Source organism: Streptomyces sp. NPDC002676 (assembly GCF_053592455.1).
Map to the genome: position 1 here is coordinate 96,481 of NZ_JBSFVT010000016.1, position 23,360 is coordinate 119,840.

General features: G+C 71.2%; 19 protein-coding genes. 10 read left to right on the plus strand and 9 right to left on the minus strand.

Annotated features, from left to right (window positions below):
* Positions 1–1,606: ATP-binding protein (locus ACWD3E_RS32695; protein WP_451391161.1), on the minus strand; the 1,606-nt coding region annotated here is incomplete at its 3' end.
* Between the two features lie 344 nt (positions 1,607–1,950).
* Between ACWD3E_RS32695 and ACWD3E_RS32700 the strand changes: the two genes are divergently transcribed.
* Positions 1,951–3,006 carry a DUF2510 domain-containing protein gene (locus ACWD3E_RS32700; RefSeq protein WP_451391162.1) on the plus strand — a complete coding sequence of 352 codons (1,056 nt, stop codon included), beginning with the start codon at positions 1,951–1,953 and terminating at the stop codon, positions 3,004–3,006.
* 133 nt (positions 3,007–3,139) lie between these two features.
* Here ACWD3E_RS32700 and ACWD3E_RS32705 read toward each other — a convergent pair whose 3' ends face one another.
* Positions 3,140–3,754, minus strand: a complete 615-nt coding sequence (locus ACWD3E_RS32705; RefSeq protein ID WP_451391163.1) for a TetR/AcrR family transcriptional regulator C-terminal ligand-binding domain-containing protein — start codon at positions 3,752–3,754, stop codon at positions 3,140–3,142.
* 236 nt (positions 3,755–3,990) lie between these two features.
* On the opposite strand from ACWD3E_RS32705, the gene ACWD3E_RS32710 reads away from it, so the two are divergent.
* Together ACWD3E_RS32710 and ACWD3E_RS32715 are read left to right on the plus strand one after the other, a co-directional pair.
* Positions 3,991–4,794: a phosphatase PAP2 family protein gene (locus ACWD3E_RS32710; RefSeq protein WP_451391164.1), complete on the plus strand. Its 804-nt coding sequence runs from the start codon at positions 3,991–3,993 to the stop codon at positions 4,792–4,794.
* Entirely contained in the window at positions 4,791–5,741 is a 951-nt protein-coding gene (locus ACWD3E_RS32715) for a hypothetical protein (protein WP_451391165.1), read from the plus strand. Before ACWD3E_RS32710 ends, ACWD3E_RS32715 begins: the two co-directional genes overlap by 4 nt.
* 172 nt (positions 5,742–5,913) lie before the next feature.
* Here the strand turns inward: ACWD3E_RS32715 and ACWD3E_RS32720 are convergent, their stop codons facing one another.
* The 3 genes from ACWD3E_RS32720 to ACWD3E_RS32730 all read right to left on the minus strand — a co-directional run bounded on the left by ACWD3E_RS32720 (position 5,914) and on the right by ACWD3E_RS32730 (position 9,721).
* Positions 5,914–6,759, minus strand: a complete 846-nt coding sequence (locus tag ACWD3E_RS32720) for a phospholipid scramblase-related protein (RefSeq protein ID WP_451391166.1) — start codon at positions 6,757–6,759, stop codon at positions 5,914–5,916.
* 66 nt (positions 6,760–6,825) lie between these two features.
* Positions 6,826–8,874, minus strand: a complete 2,049-nt coding sequence (locus ACWD3E_RS32725; protein ID WP_451391167.1) for a phosphocholine-specific phospholipase C — start codon at positions 8,872–8,874, stop codon at positions 6,826–6,828.
* Positions 8,875–9,046: 172 nt separating this feature from the next.
* Positions 9,047–9,721, minus strand: a complete 675-nt coding sequence (locus ACWD3E_RS32730; protein ID WP_451391168.1) for an MmyB family transcriptional regulator — start codon at positions 9,719–9,721, stop codon at positions 9,047–9,049.
* Positions 9,722–9,961: 240 nt separating this feature from the next.
* Here ACWD3E_RS32730 and ACWD3E_RS32735 point away from each other — a divergent pair, with 240 nt between their 5' ends.
* From ACWD3E_RS32735 to ACWD3E_RS32745, 3 genes are all read left to right on the plus strand, one after another.
* The gene (locus ACWD3E_RS32735; RefSeq protein ID WP_451391169.1) at positions 9,962–10,627 is read left to right on the plus strand and encodes a helix-turn-helix domain-containing protein; all 666 of its coding nucleotides are present in this window, start codon (positions 9,962–9,964) and stop codon (positions 10,625–10,627) included.
* A 20-nt stretch (positions 10,628–10,647) separates the two neighbouring features.
* A complete protein-coding gene (locus tag ACWD3E_RS32740) occupies positions 10,648–11,217 on the plus strand; it encodes a toxin-antitoxin system, toxin component (RefSeq protein ID WP_451391170.1) in 570 nt (189 codons plus the stop codon).
* Positions 11,218–11,603: 386 nt separating this feature from the next.
* A complete protein-coding gene (locus ACWD3E_RS32745) occupies positions 11,604–11,831 on the plus strand; it encodes a hypothetical protein (RefSeq protein ID WP_451354322.1) in 228 nt (75 codons plus the stop codon).
* Positions 11,832–11,883: 52 nt separating this feature from the next.
* Here the strand turns inward: ACWD3E_RS32745 and ACWD3E_RS32750 are convergent, their stop codons facing one another.
* Positions 11,884–12,567: a 4'-phosphopantetheinyl transferase family protein gene (locus tag ACWD3E_RS32750; RefSeq protein WP_451391171.1), complete on the minus strand. Its 684-nt coding sequence runs from the start codon at positions 12,565–12,567 to the stop codon at positions 11,884–11,886.
* Positions 12,515–13,420 carry a metallophosphoesterase family protein gene (locus ACWD3E_RS32755; protein ID WP_451391172.1) on the minus strand — a complete coding sequence of 302 codons (906 nt, stop codon included), beginning with the start codon at positions 13,418–13,420 and terminating at the stop codon, positions 12,515–12,517. Before ACWD3E_RS32755 ends, ACWD3E_RS32750 begins: the two co-directional genes overlap by 53 nt.
* Positions 13,421–13,701: 281 nt before the next feature.
* Between ACWD3E_RS32755 and ACWD3E_RS32760 the strand changes: the two genes are divergently transcribed.
* A complete protein-coding gene (locus tag ACWD3E_RS32760; RefSeq protein WP_451391173.1) occupies positions 13,702–14,850 on the plus strand; it encodes an ATP-grasp domain-containing protein in 1,149 nt (382 codons plus the stop codon).
* A gap of 295 nt (positions 14,851–15,145) precedes the next feature.
* On the plus strand, positions 15,146–16,834 hold the full coding sequence (locus tag ACWD3E_RS32765; protein WP_451391174.1) for a carbohydrate binding domain-containing protein: 1,689 nt from the start codon (positions 15,146–15,148) through the stop codon (positions 16,832–16,834).
* A 280-nt stretch (positions 16,835–17,114) separates the two neighbouring features.
* Here ACWD3E_RS32765 and ACWD3E_RS32770 read toward each other — a convergent pair whose 3' ends face one another.
* The gene (locus ACWD3E_RS32770) at positions 17,115–18,452 is read right to left on the minus strand and encodes a 6-phospho-beta-glucosidase (RefSeq protein ID WP_451391175.1); all 1,338 of its coding nucleotides are present in this window, start codon (positions 18,450–18,452) and stop codon (positions 17,115–17,117) included.
* A 293-nt stretch (positions 18,453–18,745) separates the two neighbouring features.
* Between ACWD3E_RS32770 and ACWD3E_RS32775 the strand changes: the two genes are divergently transcribed.
* Positions 18,746–20,158 carry a glycoside hydrolase family 16 protein gene (locus ACWD3E_RS32775; RefSeq protein WP_451391176.1) on the plus strand — a complete coding sequence of 471 codons (1,413 nt, stop codon included), beginning with the start codon at positions 18,746–18,748 and terminating at the stop codon, positions 20,156–20,158.
* 37 nt (positions 20,159–20,195) lie between these two features.
* On the opposite strand, the gene ACWD3E_RS32780 is transcribed toward ACWD3E_RS32775, so the two are convergent.
* Positions 20,196–21,077: a helix-turn-helix domain-containing protein gene (locus ACWD3E_RS32780; protein ID WP_451391177.1), complete on the minus strand. Its 882-nt coding sequence runs from the start codon at positions 21,075–21,077 to the stop codon at positions 20,196–20,198.
* Positions 21,078–21,266: 189 nt separating this feature from the next.
* On the opposite strand from ACWD3E_RS32780, the gene tkt reads away from it, so the two are divergent.
* Positions 21,267–23,342 (plus strand): transketolase, encoded by a 2,076-nt coding sequence (tkt, locus tag ACWD3E_RS32785; RefSeq protein WP_451391178.1) that lies wholly within the window; start codon positions 21,267–21,269, stop codon positions 23,340–23,342.
* The last annotated feature ends 18 nt before the right edge of the window (positions 23,343–23,360 follow it).

Genomic DNA, 23,360 nt, shown 5'->3' on the forward strand with positions numbered 1-23,360 from the left:
ACCGCATCCGCACGGGTCCGGGCTCATGCCGCGCGGCCTCGGCCTCGACCGTGCGGACGGCCTCCTCCAACTGGTCGTTGTGGAGCAGCGCGTGGGGCAGCCGGACCACGGCGTCGACACGCCGGTCGCCGTCGAGCCCGGGCATGCCGAGCGCGAACTGCAGGTGGTCGATGGTGACGGCGGGCGCGGTCAGCAGCGTGGCACAGCCCAGTTCGTAGAGGACGTGCGCGTGGACCTCGGGGCGGGGCGGCTCCTGCAGGGCGCGTTCCAGGCAGCGGCGGGCCGCGTCGGGCGCGCCGACGGCCAGGTGTTCGCGGGCGGCCTCGCGCAGCTGCTCGACGAGTTCCTCGTCGTCGTCCGGGTGGACCTTGAGCAGATGCCGGGAGGCCTCGGCTGCGCCGCGTCCCGTCTCGGTGACGATCTGCGCGGCGACGCCGTGCATCGCGGTTCGCATGCCGGGCGGGATGGAGTTGTAGACGGCGGACGCGATGAGCGGGTGCACGAACTCCAGCTCGCCCGTGCGCCGTTCGGTGCCCGTGGGGCCGATGGGGCCCATGGGACCCATTGGGCCCGTGGGTTCGGGTTCGGTGAGGATGCGAGCCGTGCCGAGCAGTTCCGCGCAGTCCTGGGCCACTTCGGGGCTCAGCCCGGCGAGCCGGGCGGCGAGGTCGACGCTGATCCCGGTGCCGAGGATGGCAGCCGCCCAGGCGAACTGGGTGGCCTCCAGGCCGAGTCCCTTGAGACGGTCGACGAGCCCTCCGCCGCGTGCGGACCGGTTCAGGGCACGGAGTTCGGCGGCCTGCGCCTCGACCGGCCGGAGTTCGCTGTCCTGCACTTTGGCGAGGAGTTCGACGGTTTCGTAGGGGTTGCCGCCGGTGACGGCCCACACCTCGCGGCAGAACGGGTCGTCGGCGTACCGGCCGAGGGTGGTGCGGGTGAGTCCGGCGGTGGCGGCCGGAGTGAGGGCGCTGAGGTTGCTGACGCCCGCCGCAGCGGCCACCGTGTCGAGGTGGCGGGCGCTGTCGCCGCTCACCTCGCCGGGCCTGCGGGCGACCACGACCAGCACGGAAAGTTCGTCCAGGCGTTCGACGAAGGCGGCGAGCCAGCGCAGCGTCTCCTGGTCGGCCCAGTGGGCGTCGTCGACGAGCAGCACCAGCGGCCACTCCCGCCGGGCGAGCCGGCGTACGGCGGCGACGAGGCCGTCGCACACGTACTGGGGGTCGGCGCTGCGCCCGCCGGGGTCGGCTATGCCGAGCGCGGGGCCGGCGATGTCGTACCAGTCGCCGAGGTACTCGCGAGCCTCCTCGGGGAGTAAGGAGACGAGCGCGGGCTGGAGCAGCTGCCGTACGACGTTGAACGGAACGGACTTCAGGGTCTCGCCGCCGCGCGCGGACCAGACGGTGCAGCCGCGGCGTTCGGCGATGCGGCGCGTCTCGGCCAGCAGCGCGGTCTTGCCGAGTCCGGCCTCGCCGCGCAGGAGCAGCAGGCTGCCCGCGGACGACTGATCGGCGCACAGGACGTCGAGTGCCTGTGAGACGGCCGCGATCTCCGCGTCCCGCTCCCACAGGGAAGCCGAGGCGTCCGCCGGTGGCCGTCCCTCCGTCATCCCGTTTCCTCCCCAGGCCGCCCGAATGACGTACAGAGCACGAGCGTAGCCCTCCGGTGGGGTGTGCGGTGGCCTGTCCGGGCAGCTGTTGCCCCGCCGGGTGAAAGAGCGTGCGGGCAGGCGACGCGTCTACGGGCGGACCGGCCGCCGCGCGGCCGACGGTCCGTCAGCGGGGCCTGGAATCACGAGCGATCCGTGTCCGGGCCTGCGGAGGGCGCCGAGGAGGTGCGGCGGCGGGTGTTGCGGGGATGTGACGGAAAAACCTGGGGCGGAATGTGCCGTTCCAGTGGATTGGCGGCGGATGCTCTCAACGAACTTGCACCGATGCCTCATACGGTGGGGACATGACGCAGGTGACTCCTCCCGGGTGGTACCCCGATCCCGGGCAGACGAATGACGGTCCGCCCACCGAGCGCTGGTGGGACGGCACGGCCTGGACGGACCAGACCCGCCCCACCGGGGCCGCCGCCACGTGGGGTCCCCCGCCGCAGCCGGCTTATCCGGCGCAACCCGCTCCCCCGGCCCAGCCCGCTCCCCCGGCGTACGGGGCGTACTCCGGCTATCCGGCGTACCCCGCGCCGCCGCCTGCCGTGCCCCGCCGCGGACTGCGCACGGGTATAGCCGTGGCCGTGACGGCGGCCGTGCTGGCGAGCATCGGCGTCGGGGTGTACGCCCTGACCAAGGACGACGGCGGCAGCGGGAACCGTGCCGGTTCGCACCAGGGGCCGGACGGCCAGGACGGCGCCTCCGGCGGCGGCTCGGGTGGTTCGGGAGGGTCCGGCGATTCCGGTGGGTCCGGAGGGCCGGGCGGCTCCGGAGGTTCGGGCGGCGCCTCGCCCTCGCCGAGCGGGCCGCAGGCGCCCAGGATCAAGGGCGGCGGTAAGGTCCCGGACCCGTTCAACGGGATCAGCCTGCCCGTACCGGAGGGCTGGAGCGGGCAGCCGATCAACATCGGCGCGGGGCTGTCCTCCGACAGCCACTACAAGTGCCCCGGCGACCCCTCCAAGACGTGCACGCCGGGCGGCGCGTACTCGGCGTCCTCCAAGACGCTGCACATCAGCGGCACCACCCCGGAGCAGGTCGCCAAGAACGACATCGCGGCCAACGCCAAGCAGTCCTACGGCGGCATCACCTACGGCGGCATCACCTCGCACCAGGTGCTGGCCTCCAAGGCGGTGACGGTGGCCGGGCTGAAGGGCTACATGGTGCGCTGGAAGACGGTCACCAGCAAGGGCGCCGACGGCTATGTGGAGTCGCTGGCCTTCCCCTCGCCCGACGACGCCGGGCAGATCGTCGTGGTCCGCTTCGGCGTCGACGTCGGGCACGAGGTGTCCGTCATCGACGAGATCACCCGGGGCATCACGGTGTCGTCCGGCGACGGCAACGGCCAGAACGTGTGACAGACGACGGCCGGGTGGGGCGCCCCTCCGCTCAAGAGGAGCCCCACCCGGCCGGGGTGCGCGCCGCCCCCGTCCCCACGGTGCGGCGCGGGCAGGCCGCCGTTCAGTCATCCCGTGAACGGCGGCCTGAGTCTCAGGTCAGTCCGAGCGCGGGCAGCACGGCTGCCTCCACGAACCGGACGAGGTAGTCGGAGTCGGCGTACCGGCCGCACAGGACCGGCCGGACGCGCAGGACGCCGAACATCATGGCGGGGACGTACTCCAGCGCGGGATGGCCGGCCGGGACCTCGCCCCGCTCCACGCCCCGCCTGAGTATCTCCTGGAGCGCCGCGATCTCGGGCTCGACGAGCGCCTCGCGCAGCGCCTGGGCCAGCTCCTGGTCCACCGTCATCGCGTGCGCGAGCGCCTGGTGCAGCTGGGTGTCCTTGCCGGACCAGTCACCCACGCACCGTGCGGCCTGCCGCAGGTCCTCGGCCAGCGAGCCGGTGTCGATGCCGCCGATGCGCACCCGGCTGCTGGCCCGCAGCGCGGCTGCGACGAACTGGGGCTTGGTCTTCCACTGCCGGTAGAGCGTGGACTTGCTGCACCGGGTGGTCGCGGCGACGCCGTCCATGGTCACGGACTCGTACCCGCACTCGCGGATCTGGTCCAGCACGGCGTCGAAGAACTCCCGCTCACGCTCAGGCGTGATCTTGGAGCGGCGCGAGGCGACGACCGACTCCGGTCCGTCCGCGGCCTGCGACGTCATGCGCTGCTTCCCCTCACTGCTCGTGTACGCCACGTGTGTGTCACAACTGGCTGCTGCTGTTTGTCACTACTCGTGTACGGCCCACTGCTGCATCCATCAAGAACGGGCGCCTGGCTCCAGTGTGTCGCACATCAATCGATACGCCAGTGTACCGGTACTGGACCGTATCGGTACACTGCCGTATCGGTACGGAAACGTATCGATGACTTCACGACCGTCAGCGAAGGGGCCGGGGGATGACCACCCGAACCGAGCCTGCACAGGCAGAAGCGGCGCCGGACGCGATAGCCCGTCCGCCGCTGCTGCGCGAGTTCCTGCTCGTCGCCGGACTCTTCCTCGTCTACAAGCTCGGCCGGCAGCTGGCCACCGGCCACAGCGCGGGTGCCTTCCACAACGCGCACCGCGTGTGGGACCTGGAACGGACCCTGCACCTCCCCGACGAGACCTCCATACAGTCGGCACTGCTGCACGGCCACACCCTCGTCCGCCTGGCGAACACCTACTACGCGACCGTCCACTTCCCGGCCACGCTGGCCTTCCTGGTCTGGATGTACCTGCGGCGCCCCGCGCACTACGTGTGGGCCCGCCGGGTCCTCGCCGTGGTCACCGCCGCCGCCCTGGTGCTGCCGTTCACGTTCCCGCTGGCGCCGCCGCGGATGCTGACCGGGACGGGCCTGGTGGACACCGCCCGGATCTACGGCCCGTCCGTGTACGGTCCACCGTCCAGCGACCACCTCTCCAACCAGTTCGCGGCCATGCCGTCGCTGCACTTCGGCTGGGCCCTGATGGTGGCGATCGGGCTGATGGCGGCCACCCGGTCGCGGTGGCGCGGGCTGTGGCTGCTGCACCCGCTGATCACCCTGGTGGTGATCGTGGGCACCGCGAACCACTACTGGCTCGACGCCATCGTCGCCACGGCCATGCTCGGCGTGGCCCTCGCGGTGATCCGCCCGCCGGACCGCATGCCCGGCCCCGCCGGGAAGCGCGGCACCGGCCGGCTCACCCCGCGCGAGACCGCCCTGGCGGGAGCGGGCCGATGAGCGCCGCCACCCTGGCCGCCGTGGCCCTGTCGCTGGTCTCGGCCGTCGCCTACGCTCTCGCCGCCGTCGCCCAGGAGCGCCTCGCCTCCCGCAATGCCGACGCCGGCCTGGTACGGCTGCTGTTCACCGGTGCCTGGTGGTCGGCGGTCGGCCTGAACGCCGTCGCCGCGCTGCTGCACGTGATCGCCCTGAAGTACGGCCCGCTGACAGTGGTGCAGCCGCTGGGCGCACTCACCCTGGTGGCGGCCGTGCCGCTGGGGGCGCGGGCCGCCGGCCGCCGGGTGACCGGCGCGGAGTGGCGCGGGACCGCGCTCACGCTGCTCGGTCTCGCCGCACTGCTGGTCTCCGCGTCGGGTCCGGCGCCCGAGCGGGCGCTCACACTCACCGAAGCGCTGACCGTCGCCGGTACGACCGCCGCGCTGGTCGGCCTGCTCGCCCGGCCCGGTGCCCGGCCGGGCCTGAGGCACGCGACCGCCTCCGGATTCGCCTCGGGCGTCGCCTCCGCGCTCACCCAGACGGTCACCGTGGCGGCCACGGACCGCTCCGGTCCGGTGCTGAGCGTCGAGGTGATGGTGGTCGCCCTCCTCGTCGCCGCGTTCGCCACCGGCGGGCTGCTGCTCTCCCAGACCGCCTACCGCGAGGGCCTGGGCGCCCCGCTGGCCCTGGTGACGTTGGCCAACCCGGTGGCCGCGGCGGTCATCGGCCTGACCCTGCTCGGCCAGGGCCTCAAGGGCGGCCCCGCCGGGATACTGCTGGCGCTGGCCGGGGCCGGCCTGGCCTCCTGGGGCGTGATCGTGCTCACCCGCTCGGCTCCGGAACCCGACCGCTCCGACGAACACGAGGAGCACCCGGTCGCCGCGGTCCTCGCACTGGAGGCGCAGGCGGCGGCCACGGAACCGGTGCTGGTACCCGAGCAAGCGGAGCCGGGGCACCTCAGCGCGCTGTAGCCGGGCGACTGCATACAGAAAACGGTCGACCGCATATCGCAAACCGGCGGCCGACGCCGTCCCATCGGACGCGTCGGCCGCCGTTTGCATACGGCAGCTGCCGCATTGCGTAGGGCAGCTGCGCAATGGCGTATGCCTGATGCCGTATCTCGTATGCGCCGGACCGCCCGGCTCAGCCGAGGCCGCGCGAGTCCTGCTTCAGCGCGGTGTCGACCGTCAGCGCCGTCGCCACGACGAGGCTCAGCAGCGGCTCGGGGAGCTGGTAGTGGATCTGCAGGACGTAGTTGTCCGCCGTCGTGAACAGCGTCTTGGCAAGGCCTTCCCAGGTCTTGGTGATCCGGGCGACCTCGTTGTCCGCGTGGTCGACGATGGCGAAGTTCCATGCCCGCCAGTTCTCCGCCTTGATCGCGCCGACCTGCTGGCCGTTCGCGTTCATCGCGAAGTTGATCTTGCCGATCATGTTCTTCTGGACGATCTCACCGACCGGCGAACCGTCCGGACGCGTCACGATGACCCGGGACTTGAAGATCTTCGCGGGCCGGGTCAGCATCAGCACCGGCTGACCGTAGGCGTCGCGGATCTCCAGCTTGTGGGTCAGGAACTGGTCGATGCTGGAGAGGAAGCGCAGGATCTTCCTCAGCGCGCCCTGGCCGACCTCGGTGACCGAGCCGATCTCGCGGCCGTTCTGATCCATGACCTTGTACTCGTTGGTCAGCTCGATCAGCTTGGCCTTCTGGTTCACCACCAGGACCGGCTCGGTGAAGAGGGTGCCGCCACCGGGGCCGTGCGCCGCGACGCCGGCCTGCTGCTGCACCTGGCGCTGCACCTTGGGGTCGACGGACTGCTGCTGCGGAACGGCATGCTGCTGCGGAACGGCATGCTGCGGAGCCTGCCCGGCGGCCTGCTGCGCCGGGTTCGTGTGCTCGGTCCACTGCGTGCCGTCCCAGTACCGGAGCGTCTGGGGCGCCCCGTGCGGATCGGGGTACCAGCCTGCAGGAGTGTTTGATTGCGTGGTCACCGAGGCACACTATCCTGATGTGACCGGTACCTGACCAGTCCGCACGGAGCGGTGTTCATTGCCCGTTCACTCCGTGATGAGCGCCGGGTCGCTGACGCCGGGAAGCCCGTTCTCCACGTGACCTGCGAAGCCGCGCAGATAGGCCGGGTCGGCGTCCGAGGTGACGGTGAGGTCGTACCAGCGCTTGCTCGCCGCGAGGCAAACCGTCTTGCGCACGGTCGCGCCGGGCGCCACCGTCACGGCGACGGGGCTGCCACCGTAGCCGTCGGCCAGCTTCAGCTTCGCGGTGCCGGAACCCTTGTTGGTGAAGGTGAGCTCGATGTCGTCGCCGGCGTGCCGGGCGGTGACCTCGGGCCCGGCGACCCGGTTGCGACCCTTGAAGGCGCGCACGAAGCCGTTCGGGCCGTGCACGGTCAGGTCGTAATTGCCGCCGGAGTAGACCGAGTTCCAGGTGTCGGAGACGGTCTTGCCGGCCTCGGTGGTGTAGGTCCAGGGGCCGTCGGTACGGCTGTTGGACGTGACGAGGAAGGCGGCACCCGCCTGCGCGCCGGAGGCGAAGGTGAGCGTGAACTTGCCCTGCTTCGTGTCGGCCGAACCGTCCACCGTCGGCGCGTACTTGAGCGGCCGGGTGGGGCGGCTGCCGCGCTCCTGCCTGGGCAGGGAGGGGATTGCGGGCGGGGTGGGGACGTAGTCGGGGTGGCGGACCCGGTCCGGCGGCTGGTAGCTCGTGGTGGACGGCAGCGCGACCGGCGCGGTGTCCTGCCGGGAGAAGTCGAAGGCGCTGGTCAGGTCGCCGCATATGGCGCGCCGCCAGGGCGAGATGTTCGGCTCCTGCACGCCGAAGCGCTTCTCTATGAACCGGATGATGGAGGTGTGGTCGAGGGTCTCGGAGCAGACGTAACCGCCCTTGCTCCACGGGGAGATGACGAGCATCGGCACGCGCTGGCCGAGTCCGTAGGGGCCGGCGACGTGGCCGGCGTCGCCCTTGAACAGGTCGAGCGTGGGGTCGACCGTCGACTTGCCCTGGGCGGCGGAGGCCGGTGGGTAGGGCGGGATGACGTGGTCGAAGAAGCCGTCGTTCTCGTCGTAGGTGATGAACAGCGCCGTCCTGCCCCACACGTCGGGGTTGGAGGTGAGCGCGTCCAGCACCTGGGAGACGTACCAGGCGCCGTAGTTGGCGGGCCAGTTGGGGTGCTCGGTGAAGGCCTCGGGGGCGACGATCCAGGAGACCTGCGGCAGCTTGTCCGCCTGCACGTCGGCCTTCAGCTGGTCGAAGAAGCCCTCGCCCTTGCGCGCGTCGGTGCCGGTGCGGGCCTTGTCGTACAGCGGGTCGCCGGGCTTGGCGCCCCGGTACTGGTTGAAGTAGAGGAGGGCGTTGTCGCCGTAGTTGCCGCGGTAGGCGTCGTTGATCCAGCCCCAGCCGCCGTTCGCGTCGAGGCCGTCACCGACGTCCTGGTAGATCTTCCAGGAGATGCCGGCCTGCTCCAGGCGCTCGGGGTACGTCGTCCAGCCGTAGCCCTTCTCGTCGTTGCCGAGGACCGGCCCGCCACCCTTGCCGTCGTTGCCGGTGAACCCGGTCCACATGTAGTAGCGGTTGGGGTCGGTGGAACCGATGAACGAGCAGTGGTAGGCGTCGCAGATGGTGAAGGCGTCGGCGAGCGCATAGTGGAACGGGATGTCGGCGCGCTGCAGGTACGCCATCGTCGTCGACGACTTGGCGGGCACCCATTTGTCGTACTTGCCCTGATTGAAGGCGGAGTGCCCATCGTTCCAGCCGTGCGGAAGGTCCTGGATGAAGGCCATGCCCAGGTCGTCGGCGTCGGGGTGGAAGGGCAGGATGTCCTTCGTGCCGTCGGACTGCTTCCAGACGGACTTGCCGTTCTGCGTGACCGCGCGCGGGTCACCGTAACCGCGGACGCCGTTCATCGAACCGAAGTAGTGATCGAAGGAACGGTTCTCCTGCATGAGGACGACGATGTGCTCGACGTCCTGCACCGAGCCGGTGGCGTAGCGGGCGGGCAAGGCGGCGGCGCGCTGGATGCTGCTGGACAGCGCCGTGAACGCCGTGGTCGCACCCGCCAGTTGCAGGAACCTGCGCCGGTTGACTTCGGACATGTGTGAGAGACCTCTCATCCTGACGAGCTGCATGGTCTGGAACTTGCGTGAATCTGCGCGGTGCGAGTGTTCCAAGAGCAACAAACGCCAGGGAAGGGTCTGGAGGCGCCCATGTGAAAGTTGTCCGTACAAGTGAGGTCGGTGTACGGCGTGGGCGCGACCCTGCGGCCGGTCAGCCCTCCGCTGCGGGGACGACCGTCAGGTGCGCGCCCGCGTCCCGGGACCGGCGCGCGCGGCGAGTGGTGGGCGCGGCGGGGCGGCGGGCCTCGCGCGGGATCATCGTCAGGCGCCGGTGGCCGAACTCCCGCAGCGTCCTGGTGGTCTCGTCCACGATGCGGCACTCGGTGGGACCCCGCCCCGGGTCGGGCGGGAACAGCAGGCGGACGGCTCCGTCGAGGTCCGTGGCGCCTTCGCCGACCGCGCTGATCCAGTGCGGCAGGCCGCACCGGTAGGCTGCCTCCATGATCGGGTCCTGGGCGATGTCCCGCCGGATCGCCTGGAGTTCGAGGTCGTGGCCGTAGCACTCCAGGGCGACCCTGAGGTGGGCCAGCATCGGCAGGCACCAGCCACACTCGTGCTGGCCGAGTACGTCACCGGCATCCGGGTGGAAGAGGACGAACCGCAGGAAGTTGTCCGTGGGCATGGCGCCCGGGTGCGGGCGCAACCCGCGGAAGAGTGTCTCGAAAGCGCGGTTGGCCGCCGCCACGTTCCAGCGGTGGTCGACGATCAGCGACGGGAAGGGGACGGCCTCCAGCAGCGCGGCGTAATCCTGGAGATACGCCTGGGTCTCGCGGGCGTCGGGGACGGGCCGCGGCGCCGGCCGCTGCCCACCTGCCTGATGTGCCATCGGGAGGTCACCCCTCTTGCCTCTGCGGCCTTCACGCGGCGATGCGATCCTGCTGCCCCGACAAGAGTCATGTCAACTATCGTGGCATTTCATGCCTGTTGACGGCCGGAATTCGCCACAGTTGTGGCGACACCTGGATGTGAGTTCGAGGCACCCGCTACTCTCCGGGAAGTTCACGACAACCGCTTGTGAGAACCACGGACGCACCCGAAGCCCTTGAGAGACACAGGAGTTCTGTCGGTGACGGATGGCTTTGAGGATCCGGGCGCCACGGGGACCGCTGAGCTTTCGGCCGTCGTCGCCCGCGTCACCGCGCTCGCCGACCGGCTCGGTGTACCGCACGCCGAGGTCTTCGCCGTCGGCCGGCTCTCCGTCGCCTGTGGTGTCCCGGAGGCCGTGGTCAAGGCCCTGCTCAGCGGCCGGCCAGCGGGTGAACCGGACGTCCAGGCACGCTTTCTGCAGCGGCTCGACCTGCTGCGCCGCACCCGGCTGAAGCCGAACGGCCGCAAGTACACCCAGCAGGAGATCGCCGACGGGGCGGGCATGTCCCGGCAGCAGGCCGGGGCCCTCATCAACGGCGACCGGCGGCCCACCATGGAGCACTGCGACGCATTGCAGCGGTTCTTCCGCGTGCACGCCGGCTTCCTGACGGCGGAGGACGCCGAGGCGCTGGCGGGTGCGCTGCAGCGCGCCGAGCAGGAGCTGCTGCAGAAGCTCGCCGACCGCGAGCGGGCCGTGGCCGAGGCCGCCGATACGGCCGAGGATCCGCTGGAACGGCTGCTGCAGGACCACGGGGTGCGCGGGATCGCCTGGCGGGCCGCTCAACTCCCCACCGACCAGCACCGGGACAAGGTCGCCGAATGGCTCGACATGCTCCTGGAGAGCGTCAAGCGGCCAGAGTCGTGATCCGGGATCGGTGGAGAACTGTGGGCATCGGCAGGGACATGCGCCGGCTGTGCGGCGAGCTGGTGGGCGGGCTGGACCTGCACGCACCGGCGCCGCCGCAGGAGCTGTACCACGCGCTGTGCGAGGCGATGAGCCACCGCCGCGGCCGACCGGTCCTCTTCCGTACGGCCGTCTTCCCGCCCGAAACGGCCAGCGGGATGTGGCTGGACATGGCCGACCGCGATCTGGTCGTGGTGGAGGAACGCACCGCCCCCGACCACCAGTTGGTGATCCTCGGCCACGAGCTGTGGCATCTGCACGCGGGTCACCACGGTCATCACGTCGACGACACCGACGCCGGCGTGGCCACGCGGCTGCTGGGCGACGACACCGACCCGGCGGCGCTGCGGGCCGCGGTGCGCGGTGTGGCCGCCCGCACCCGTCCCCAGCACGACGAGGCGGAGGAGCGGCAGGCCGAGACCTTCGGGCTGCTCCTGGCCAGCAAGTGCCGTACCTGGCTGGCCGGTTCGGCGTTGCGCGGGCGCGTGCAGCGGGACGACGTGGCCGGACGCATCGAGGCGTCACTGGGCTACCCGGGGCCGCAGGGCTGATGCGTGCCGGGCGGTACGCCGGTACGGCGCTGCCGAAGCCGCCACGGCCGCAGGGTCACCACGGCGGCAGGTTCGGCACGCCCTGCGCGGTGGACGACGAGCGGTGCCGGGATTCGGGCCCGCCCCGTCCCGCGCCGCGCAAGCCGCGCCGGTAGACGGGCGGCGTACGCCGGGCGCACGTCGCACTCCGTCAGCCCTTCTGCGCGCCGCCCGCGGGGCTCGCGAAAGTCGCGGGAACGTTTTCGCCTCCGCTGAGCGGGGGAACCGGGACAGCGCGCAACGGCGTTGTCAGTGGTGGGCGGCAAGCTGGGGATGCGCGCCGTGCGACGCGGCGCGCGGCGCCGCAGGGCGCGTGACCGTGACGCCGACTCGGGGAGAGCCGACCGATGCCCACCGCCGTAATGACCGACCGTGAGCGTGCTGCCGTACAGGCCTATCTGCGGCTGCTGCATACCGTGCGCGCAGCCTTCGACGGGCCACCGGACGGCGGCCGGCCCGTCGTCGTGCCGCCCGCCGTGCTCGCCGAGGCCGAACAGGCCCTGGACCGGGCGGGGCTGGCGGGAAACGAGGCGGAGTTCTTCCGGCTGCTGCGCGGCTGGTGCCCGCCCGCCTGAGCCGGCCGCGGGTGATCGTGCGGGAGCGTGCGCCGGGCCGACGCCGCCGTCGTCAGGAGTGCGGGACGACGACGGTGGTGGTCACCACTCCGTCGCGCACGCCCCACCGGCCGTCGAAGGCCTGGAGCCGACGGCCGCCGACCTCGGGGCCGGGGACGAGGAGTTCGGCGCGCAGGGTGCCGTGCCACGCGCCGTCGGGAGCGGCGTGCAGGGTGATGTCGGCCTCGGAGAAGTCCAGCCACTCGCCGGTCAGCGGGAACCACGCCTTGTAGACGGACTCCTTGGCGCTGAACAGGATGCGGTCCCAGTGCACGGCGGGCCACTGCGCGGCGAGCCGGCCGAGCCGCTGGGCCTCGGCGGGCAGGAACACGGCGTCGCCGACGCCCTCCGGGAGCGGCCCGTGCGGTTCGGCGTCGATGCCGAGGGAAGCCAGGTCGGTGGCGCGGACCAGGGCGGCGGCGCAGTAGCCGTCGCTGTGGGTCATGCTGCCGATGACCCCGGCGGGCCAGCGCGGTGCGCCCCGTACGCCGCTGACGACGGGCTGCGGGGGCACGCCGAGCTTCTCCATGGCGCGCCGGGCGCAGGCACGTACGGCGGCGAACTCGCGGCGGCGCTTGGGCACCGCGCGCGCTACGAGCGCCTCCTCCTCCGGGTAGAGCGGGGCGTCCTCCCACAGCGGGTCGTCACGGTGTGCCGCCACGGCCACGACCGACGCGGGCAGCAGTTCCTCGATCACCGGTTTCGTCCTCCGTCGGCAGGATGCGGCGCGGTCGTCCCGGGGGCCCGGGGCGCTTGCGCCACTCTCGGGGGTATCCCACGGAGACCTCTTCGAAGCGGACTCCGTCGTGCCAGGTGGTGCGGGGGATGTGCAGATGGCCGTAGACCATCGTGGCGACGCGGAACCGGCGGTGCCAGTCGGCGGTCAGTTCGGTGCCGCACCACATGGCGAACTCCGGGTACCACAGCACGTCCATCGGGTGCCGGTCCAGCGGATAGTGGTTGGCCAGCACGGTCGGCAGATCCGCGGGCAGCTCGGCGAGCCTGCGCTCGGTCTCGGCGACCCGGGCCCGGCACCAGTCCTCGCGGGTCGGGTAGGGGTCGGGGTGCAGCAGGTACTCGTCGTTGCAGACGATCCCGGTGCCGTGCGCGTAGGCCAGGCCCTCCTCCTTGGTGGCGCAGCCGGCCGGCAGGAAGGAGTAGTCGTACCCGAGGAAGAGCGGGGCGACGGCGACCGGGCCGCCCGCTCCCTGCCACACCGGGTACGGGTCCTCGGGCGTGACCACGCCCAGTTCCCGGCACACTTCGACCAGGTGTTCGTAGCGGGCGACGCCGCGGAGGGTGACCGGGTCTGCCGGGTGGGTCCACAGGTCGTGGTTGCCGGGCGTCCACAGGACCTTGCGGAAACGGCCGGCGAGGGTGGCGAGGGTCCAGCGGATGTCGGCGACGCTGTCGGCGACGTCACCGGCGACGATCAGCCAGTCGTCGTCCGTGCCGGGACGCAGCTCCTCGACGAGGGCTCGGTTCTCCGGATAGGTGATGTGCAGGTCACTGATGGCCAACAGCTGTCCGGCCCCGGCCGCAGGCTCCACCCCGCACCCCTTTCGATCATGTCGTCCGCACCACAAGAACACACGTTCCCAAACAGGGCAAGGGGATTCGAGGCCGTGTCGAGCGGCGATCGAAAGCGCTGCCGCACCCCGGGAATTCCGTAACACGCGCGTTGCACGCGGATCTCTGTGAAAGCCGTATGATCGCCCCACCATCGACGCCCCAACCTCCCCTCTCACAGGGCCGTTTGGTGACCCTTCCTTCCTCCTGCCCGGGCACGGGCCGCTGCACCGTGCCCGAAAACCCCCGAAAGGCGGCCTGCATGCCCTCTCGCGTACGCGTCTGGCTCAACCGCACGTACGCGGAGAACGTGTTCTTCATGGATCAGCTGCGGAGGAATCCCAGCGACCGCGCGGTGGAGATCCATGCGACGCACGGCGACGCCGACTCCCCCGTGCTGGCCGCCGCCGACACCGCCGACCTGGAACCGGAGGGCCTGTCCCCGGCCGGCTATGTGGAGTACGCCCTCGACCAGTGCGCCCGGCGAGGCATCGACGTGTTCGTGCCCCGGCTGCACCAGGCGGCGATCGTCGCGCACCGCGCGGAGTTCGCGGCGGCCGGTACGGCACTGCTGGCGCCGACCCCGCAGGCGGTGGCCGTGTTCGAGGACAAAGTGACCGCGTACGAGGCGGTCCGTTCGGTCGGCGTGCCGGTGCCGCCCTGGTGGCGGGTGCGCACGGCGGACGAACTCGTCGCAGCCGTCGAGGAGCTGGAGGCAGGCGGGCACCGTGCGTGCTTCAAGCCCGCCTCCGGCGCCGGCGGGGTCGGTTTCCGGGTGATCACGCGCGCCCCGTTCTCACTCACCCATCTGGACGGCTTCCCGGGCCCGTACGTACAGCTAGACCTGGTCGTCGGGGCGCTGCGGCGGGCCGAGCAGCCCGTGGACTGGCTGGTGATGCCGCGCCTGGAGCAGCCGGAGGTGTCCGTCGACTGCCTGACCGGCCCGGACAACCGGGTCCGGCTCGCGGTGGGCCGCACCAAGAACGGCCGCCGCCGCGGCTTCACGCTGCACGAGCAGTGGCTGGAGCCGGCCCGGCTGATCGCGGAGGGTTTCGGGCTGCACCACCTGTCCAACATCCAGTTCCGCATGTACGGCGACCGTCCGGTGCTGCTCGACGTCAACACCCGGCCCGCCGGAGGCCTGCACCAGCTGTCGCTGTGCGGAATCAACGCCCCATGGGCGGCAGTGCAGTTGGCGCTCGGCGAGGACCCGGGGGTGATCGAGCCGCCGTTCCTGGGCCAGGACTACACGGTGGTGTCCGGCCCGCGCCCGCTGCTGCCCGCGACGCTTCCGCGGCAGCGGGCCGGGGAGGCGGAGCTCGTGCTGCCGGCGGTTCCTGCACAGACGGCCGGGGTGGCGACCGAGGCTCTGCCGCTCCAGAACCTGCCGCTCCAGAACCTGCCGCTCTAGAACCTGCCGCTCCAGAACCTGCCGCTCCAGAACCTGGCGCTCCAGAACCTGGCGCTCTGGACCCTGCCGCTCCAGGCCGTACGCGTCGCACGAAGCGCATCCCGTTTCCGGTATGGACCAATCCCGTTCCACTCCTTGACAGTTGGATTGGTCCATACCACCTTGGTTGTCGCACCACTCAGTACTTCTCCGCACTCCCCGCACTCCCCCACACCCTGGTGCACCCCACGCACCGCAACGCACCCTCAGCACCTCCGTGCACTCCCGAACACCCCCATCCCCACAGGGAGATCGCGTGCGCCATACATCCGGGCGTCCCAGACGCCGGCTCCTCGCCCTCCTCGGCTCCGCCGCTCTCGCGCTCGGCGGGACCATCGCCCTGCCGGGCACGGCCGAGGCCGCCGACATCCTCACCAACCCCGGCTTCGAGTCGGGCAGCCTCTCCCCCTGGACCTGCACCGGCAACCTCGGTTCGGTCGTCTCCTCCCCCGTGCACGGCGGCACCAAGGCGCTCCAGGGCGCGGTGACGTCGAGCGACAACGCACAGTGCAGCCAGACCGTTTCGGTGCAGCCGAACACGACGTACACCCTCAGCGGCTGGGTACGCGGCTCGTACGTGTTCCTCGGCGTCGACGGCGGCGCCTCCACCTGGACGACATCCCCGTCGGCGTACAGCCGGCTCAGCGTCTCCTTCACCACCGGGGCCAGCCAGACGAGCGCCACGATCTACGTGCACGGCTGGTACGCCCAGGGCACCTACTACGCCGACGACATCAGCCTCGACGGACCGGGCGGCGGCGGAGGCGGCGGCGACACCCAGGCGCCGACCGCGCCCAGCGGGCTCGCCTCGACCGGCAAGACGTCCTCCAGCGTGTCGCTGAAGTGGAACGCCTCCACGGACAACGTGGGCGTGACGGCGTACGACATCTACAGCGGCTCCAGCCAGGTGCTCAGCGTCTCCGGTACGACGGCCACGGTCGGCGGGCTCTCGCCGAGCACGGGTTACACCTTCACCGTGAAGGCACGGGACGCGGCCGGGAACGTGTCGGCGGCCTCCAACGCCGTGACCGTCACGACGGACGCCGGCAGCGGCGGCGGCACCGGGTTCAAGCAGGCGGCGCCGTACCTGTACGAGGGGTGGGGCGATCCGCCGAGCCCGACGACGGTGATGAGCGCGACCGGGATCAAGTGGTTCACGATGGCGTTCGTGCTGGACTCGGGCGGCTGCACCCCCGCCTGGGACGGCAGCCGGGCGCTGACCGGCGGCGTCGACCAGTCCACCATCAACGCCGTCCGCTCCGCAGGCGGTGATGTCGTCCCGTCGTTCGGCGGCTGGCAGGGCAGCAAGCTCGGCGCCAACTGCTCCTCCGCGAGCGCCCTCTCGGGGGCGATCCAGAAGGTGATCGACGCCTACGGCCTGAAGGCCGTCGACATGGACATCGAGAACACGGACGAGTTCGAGAACGAGGCCGTGCAGGCGAAGATCCTCACCGCGCTGAAGACCGTCAAGGCCAACAACCCTGGTCTGAAGACGATCGTCACCTTCGGCACCTCGACCACCGGTCCGACCTACTACGGCAACCGGCTGATCGAGCAGGCGCAGTCGCTCGGCGCGAACATCGACGTCTTCACCATCATGCCGTTCGACTTCGGCGGCGGCTCGGACATGTACGGCAACACCGTGAACGCGGCGGAGGGCCTGAAGGCCAAGCTCAAGTCGGCCTTCGGCTGGGACGACGCGACCGCGTACTCCCACATCGGCATCTCCGGCATGAACGGCCTGTCCGACCAGCAGGAGAACACCACCCCGGCGATCTGGACCCAGATCCGCGACTGGGCGAACACGCACCACATCGCACGGCTCGCCTTCTGGTCCGTCAACCGCGACCGGCCGTGCCCCGGCGGCGGCGTGGTGAGCAACTGCTCCGGGATCAGCCAGAACAACTGGCAGTTCACGTCCATCACTTCCGGCTTCACCGGCTGAGCACACCCCGCACCAGGTCTCGACGTCCCTCCGGCTTCCGGGCCGGGGGGACGTCCTGTCGCTGCCCCCTTCTGTCGCGGTCGGCTTTTTTTCTTTTCTTTCCGACGGGGGTGTATCAGGAGCCGTCCCGCGGGCTCTACATGGTGAGGCACAACGGGGGAGCCACGGGGGAACGCAGGGGGAAACGGGGGAGCCACGGGGGAACGGGGGATCGGGCCGGCCGGCCGCTGTCACGGGGAGCGGCCGGCCGGCCCGGAGAGCGTGCCGCAGCTGCCGGAACCTACGTGAGGTAGGCCAGACCGGGGTGGACGGCGGTGTAGTCCTCGACCAGGCGCCGGGCCACGTTCACCGAGTCGACGAGCGGGTGCAGCGCGAAGGCCTTCACGGCCGCCGCACGGGAGCCGGACGCGGCGGCGGCGAGGACCTCCCGCTCGACCGCCTTGACCGCGCAGACCAGGCCGGTGGCATGGCCGGGCAGCGGGTCGACCGCGACCGGGTGGGCGCCGTTGGCGTCGACCAGGCAGGGCACCTCGATGACCGCCTCGGAGTCCAGGACGCAGAGCGTGCCGCGGTTGCGGACGTTGAGGATCAGGGTCGTCCGCTCGTCGCGCGCGATGGCCCGCATCAGCGCGAGCGCCACCTTCTCGTAGCCGCCGGACAGGTCGTCCGCCGCGCGTTCGCCGGCGCCGGCCGTCTCCCGGTTCTCGGCCATGTACGTCGCCTCGCGCTCGGCGCGGGTGCGGTCCCAGACGTCGAGGGCGCAGACGTCCGGGCGCCGGGCCTGCGCGTAGAAGTCCGCCTGCTGGTCGCGCAGGAAGGCGCCGCGGGTCTTCTCGGCCTCCTGGTAGGCGCGGACGGTCTCCCGGTTGAAGTAGTAGTAGTGCAGGTACTCGTTGGGGATCGCGCCGAGCGACTGCAGCCAGTCGGCGCCGAAGAGCCTGCCCTCCTCGAAGGAGCCGAGCAGGCGTGGGTCGGCCAGCAGGCGCGGGAGTTCGTCCCGCCCGCCGACGTGCAGCCCGCGCACCCAGCCGAGGTGGTTGAGGCCGACGTAGTCGATCCACGCCTCCCGCGGGTCGGCGCCGAGCACCCGGGCGATACGGCGGCCCAGCCCGATCGGCGAGTCGCAGATGCCGAGGACGCGGTCGCCGAGGTGGCGGGACATCGCCTCGGTGACCAGGCCGGCGGGGTTGGTGAAGTTGATGACCCAGGCGTCGGGGGCGAGGCGGGCGACACGCCGCGCGATGTCGACGGCGACGGGAACGGTTCGCAGACCGTATGCGATACCTCCCGCGCCGACGGTCTCCTGCCCGAGGACACCTTGCGCCAGCGCGACGCGCTCGTCGTCCGCCCGGCCCTCCAGGCCGCCGACGCGAATCGCGGAGAAGACGAAGTCGGCGCCGCGCAGGGCCTCGTCGAGGTCGGTGGTGGTGGTCACCCGGGGGGCGTCGGGCACCGCCGACGCCTGCTCATCCAGTACGCGGGAGACTGCATACAGTCGACTGTCGTCCGTATCGTGCAGAACGACGTCCGTCACCCGCCCTTCACCCCGGTCGGTCAACAGCGCACCGTACACAAGCGGCACCCGGAATCCGCCGCCGCCCAGAATCGTCAGTCTCACGCCTGCACCCTTTCGCTCACCTAGACGCTCGATTCTGCTCACCCGACGCCCCGTGCGGGCAGCGGCGCACGATTCCGGTCGCCGAATGAGAGATCTCCTCGAAGCGGACACCAGCCGATCCGGGCAGCTTCACCGCGTGAACTCCCGTGAGAACAAAGGACTTTCCTCGCTTCAAGCCTTGACGGCCGCAGGGCCGGGGAGCACATTGGCGACACCCTGAGAGCGCTCTCAGAACCGCGGAGGGCGCTCTGCCGGGGCTCCCGCACCTCACCCCGTAACCGAGAGGCCCCCCCATGCATGATTCCTCCGGCACATCGAGATCCGGACCCCGCTCCCGTCCCCTGCGGCGCGCGCTCGTCGCCGTCGTCGCCTCGTTCGGCCTGGCCGCGGCCGTCGCCGGCGCCGTCACCGCGCCCGCGCACGCCTCCGCGCCCACACCCCCCACCGGCTGGACGCAGGTCTTCGCGGACGACTTCGACGGCGCGGCCGGCTCCCCCGTCAATGCGGCCGACTGGCAGTACGACACCGGGACTTCTTACCCCGGCGGGGCAGCGAACTGGGGCACCGGCGAGGTCGAGTCGATGACGTCGAGCACCAGCAACGTGGCGCTGGACGGCAACGGAAACCTGCTCATCACCCCGCGCCGCGACGCCTCCGGCAACTGGACCTCCGGCCGGATCGAGAGCACGCGCACCGACTTCCAGCCCCCGGCCGGCGGCAAGCTGCACGTGCAGGCCCGGATCCAGATGCCGAACGTCACGGGCGCCGCCGCCAAGGGCTACTGGCCGGCGTTCTGGATGCTGGGCGCGCCGTTCCGCGGCAACTACTGGAACTGGCCGAGCATCGGCGAGCTGGACATCATGGAGAACGTCCAGGGCCTGAACACCGACTGGGCGACGATGCACTGCGGCACCAACCCTGGCGGCCCGTGCAACGAGACGTCCGGCATCGGCGGTTCGACCGCGTGCGCCGGGACGACCTGTCAGGCCGGTTTCCACACCTACGCGATGGAGTGGGACCGCTCGACCAGCCCCGAGGAGATCCGCTTCTACCTCGACGGCGTCAACTTCCACACCGTGAAGGCGACCCAGGTCGACGCGACGACATGGGCGAACGCCACCAGTCACGGCTACTTCCTCATCCTGAACGTGGCGATGGGCGGCGGCTTCCCTGGCGCGTTCGGCGGCGGCCCGGACAGCGGGACCGAGCCGAACCACCCGATGGCCGTCGACTACGTACAGGTGCTGCAGTCCTCGGGCGGCGGGGGCGGCACCACTCCCCCGCCGTCCGGCGGGCGGAACGCCTACAGCGCGATCCAGGCCGAGTCCTACGACGGCCAGTCCGGCGTGAGCACCGAGACCACGACGGACGTCGGCGGTGGACTGGATATCGGATACATCGCGGGCGGCGACTGGGCGCTGTACAAGGGGGTCGACTTCGGGTCGACGCCGGCCACGCAGTTCTACGCGCGCGTGGCGAGCGGGGCCGCGTCCGGGGTGAGCGGGCTGGTCGAGGTGCGCCTGGACAGCCGGAGCAACCCACCCGTCGGCAGCTTCGCGGTGGGCAACACCGGCGGCTGGCAGACCTGGCGGACGGTCCCGGCCAACATCAGCTCGGTGACCGGCACGCACGACGTCTATCTGACCTTCACCAGCGGCCAGCCGGCCGACTTCGTGAACGTGAACTGGTTCGACTTCGGTCACTGACCCCGCCCCCGGGCGGCGCTGCATCGGGGAGACGCCCCTAGCGCAGCTCCGCCCGGAAGGCCGCCGGTGTCCGGCCGGTGTGCAGGTGGAAGAACTTGGAGAAGTTCGCCGCGTCGGGGAAGCCCACGGCCACGCCGACGCGGCCGATCGGCAGGTCGGTGTGGGCGAGGAGGCGCTTGGCCTCCAGGGTCACGCGTTTGTCGATGAAGCCCTTGGGGGTCTCGCCGGTGGCCGCGCGGACCGCGCGGACGAGGGTGCGGCGGGAGTAGCCGAGCGCGTCGGCGTAGGAGCTGACGCTGTGGTTGGTGGCGAAGCTCTGCTCCACGGCGTCCCGGAACAGGGTGAACGTGGTGTCGCTCTGCTGCTGGGAGGCCTCGGCCGAGCTGGCCGCGAGGTGGGCGAGGCGCAGCAGGAACGCGGTCAGGCTGTGCCTGAGGACGGCCGTGTGCAGGCTCAGCGGGAGCGTGGCGGTGTCCTCGTACTCGCGGCGCAGTTGTTCGAGGGACGCGCGCAGCGCGGTGAGCTGGGCCGGATCGGGGTGCAGCAGGGGCGGCTGGTCGTAGCGGTAGAGCCCGGCGGCCTCGACGGTGGCGCGGGGCAGGAAGCCGGGCTGCATGGTCAGGACGGTTCCGCGGTACTCGCACTCGCGCGAGAAGCGGTGGACCTGTCCGGGGCGGATCCACAGCAGGTCACCGGCGCCGGCCTCGTACTCGGTAAAGTCGATCATGTGCCGTACGGGGCCCCCGGTGAAGAGCATGACGACGTGGAACTCGATGCGGTGGACACGGTCCAGCGGGGCGTCGGCGTGCCATCTGCGCTCGGTGCTCATCGGGCCGACCTGCATGCCCACGCCGCCGACGCTCAGGTCGACGGGGAAGGGGAACGTTCTGATCTCGCCGGGGTCGGTTCTGTCTGCCATGTCCTACTCGCGCCGCTCTTCTGTCGCTCGCCCCGCTCAAGGCGCTCGGACCCGGCGCGGGGGTGTCCCACTTTCACCACAGGCTGACACACCCTGCCCTTCCCGCTTAAAAGTCAGACTTTTAAGGTCGAACGCGGTTAACCAGCAGAGCCTTAAGTTCCATGACCTCTTGAAGTGGACTGTTATCAGATGAGCACGCAGACGCCCGACAGTCTCGAATGGACCGAACTCGACCGGCGTGCCGTCGACACCGCGCGCATCCTGGCCGCGGATGCCGTCCAGCGGGTCGGCAACGGTCACCCCGGCACCGCGATGAGCCTGGCTCCTGCCGCGTACACGATCTTTCAGAAGGTGATGCGTCATGACCCCGCCGACCCGGAGTGGGCCGGCCGCGACCGCTTCGTGCTGTCCCCCGGTCACACCTCGCTGACCCTCTACACCCAGCTGTTCCTCGCCGGCTACGAGCTGGAGCTGGACGACCTGAAGGCGTTCCGCACGCACGGCTCGAAGACGCCCGGCCACCCCGAGTACGGGCACACGGCAGGCGTCGAGACGACCACCGGCCCGCTCGGTCAGGGCGTGGCCAACGCGGTGGGCATGGCGATGGCCGCCCGCTACGAGCGCGGCCTGTTCGACCCGGACGCCCCCGAGGGCAGCTCCCCCTTCGACCACACCGTCTGGGCGATCGTCTCCGACGGCGACCTGGAGGAGGGCGTCTCCGCCGAGGCCTCCTCCCTCGCGGGCCACCAGAAGCTCGGCAACCTGGTCTTCCTCTACGACGACAACCACATCTCCATCGAGGGCGACACCGCGACCGCGTTCTCCGAGGACGTGCTGAAGCGGTACGAGGCCTACGGCTGGCACACCCAGCGGATCGAGCCCACCGCCGACGGCGACGTCGACGTCCCCGCCCTGTACGCGGCGCTGAAGGCCGCGCAGGCCGAGACCGGGCGGCCCTCGATCATCGCGATGCGCACGATCATCGCCTGGCCCGCTCCGAACGCGCAGAACACCGAGGCCTCCCACGGCTCGGCGCTCGGCGAGGACGAGATCGCCGCCACCAAGCGCGTCCTCGGCTTCGACCCGGAGCAGACCTTCGAGGTCACGGACGAGGTCCTGAAGCACACCCGCCAGGCCCTGGACCGGGGCGCGCAGGCACATGCGGCCTGGGACCAGCGGATCGCCGAGTGGCGCGCCGCCGGCCCCGAGCGGGCCGCGCTCTTCGACCGGATCGGCAGGGGTGAGCTGCCCGAGGGCTGGGAGGACGCCCTGCCGGTGTTCGAGGAGGGCAGGTCCGTCGCGACGCGTGCCGCCTCCGGCAAGGTGCTCCAGGCGCTCGGCCCGGTGCTCCCGGAGCTGTGGGGCGGCTCCGCCGACCTCGCCGGCTCGAACAACACGACCATCGACAAGAACAGCTCGTTCCTGCCGAAGGGCAACCCGCTGCCCGAGGCCAACCCGTACGGTCGTACCGTGCACTTCGGCATCCGCGAGTTCTCGATGGCAGCGGAGATGAACGGCATCGCCCTGCACGGCAACACCCGTGTCTACGGCGGAACGTTTCTCGTGTTCTCCGACTACATGCGCAACGCGGTACGGATGTCTGCGCTGATGCAGCTGCCGGTGACGTACGTGTGGACGCACGACTCCATCGGTCTCGGCGAGGACGGCCCCACCCACCAGCCGGTCGAGCACCTGGCCTCGCTGCGCGCGATCCCCGGCCTGAACATCGTCCGCCCGGCGGACGCCAACGAGACCGCGATCGCCTGGGCCGAGATCCTGAAGAGGCACGCCACCAGCCCCGCCCCTCACGGGCTCGCGCTCACCCGCCAGGGCGTGCCGGTGTACGCGCCCGACGAGGACGCGGCCAAGGGCGGCTACGTACTGCGCGAGTCCTCGACCGGGACCCCGGAGGTGATCATCATCGCGACCGGCTCCGAGGTGCAGCTCGCGGTGGCCGCGCGGGAGCAGCTGGAGGCCGAGGGGATCGGCACGCGCGTGGTGTCGATGCCGTCCGTGGAGTGGTTCGAGGAGCAGGACCGGGCCTACCGGGACTCCGTGCTGCCGCCGTCGGTGAAGGCGCGGGTCGCGGTCGAGGCCGGCATCGGTCTGACCTGGCACCGGTACGTGGGCGACGCCGGACGGATCGTCTCCCTCGAGCACTTCGGTGCCTCCGCCGACGCCAGGACCCTGTTCGCCGAGTTCGGCTTCACCCCCGAGAACGTCGCCGCCGCTGCCCGCGAATCGCTGGCCGCCGCGCGCGCCTGATCCCTACGCGACGAGAAA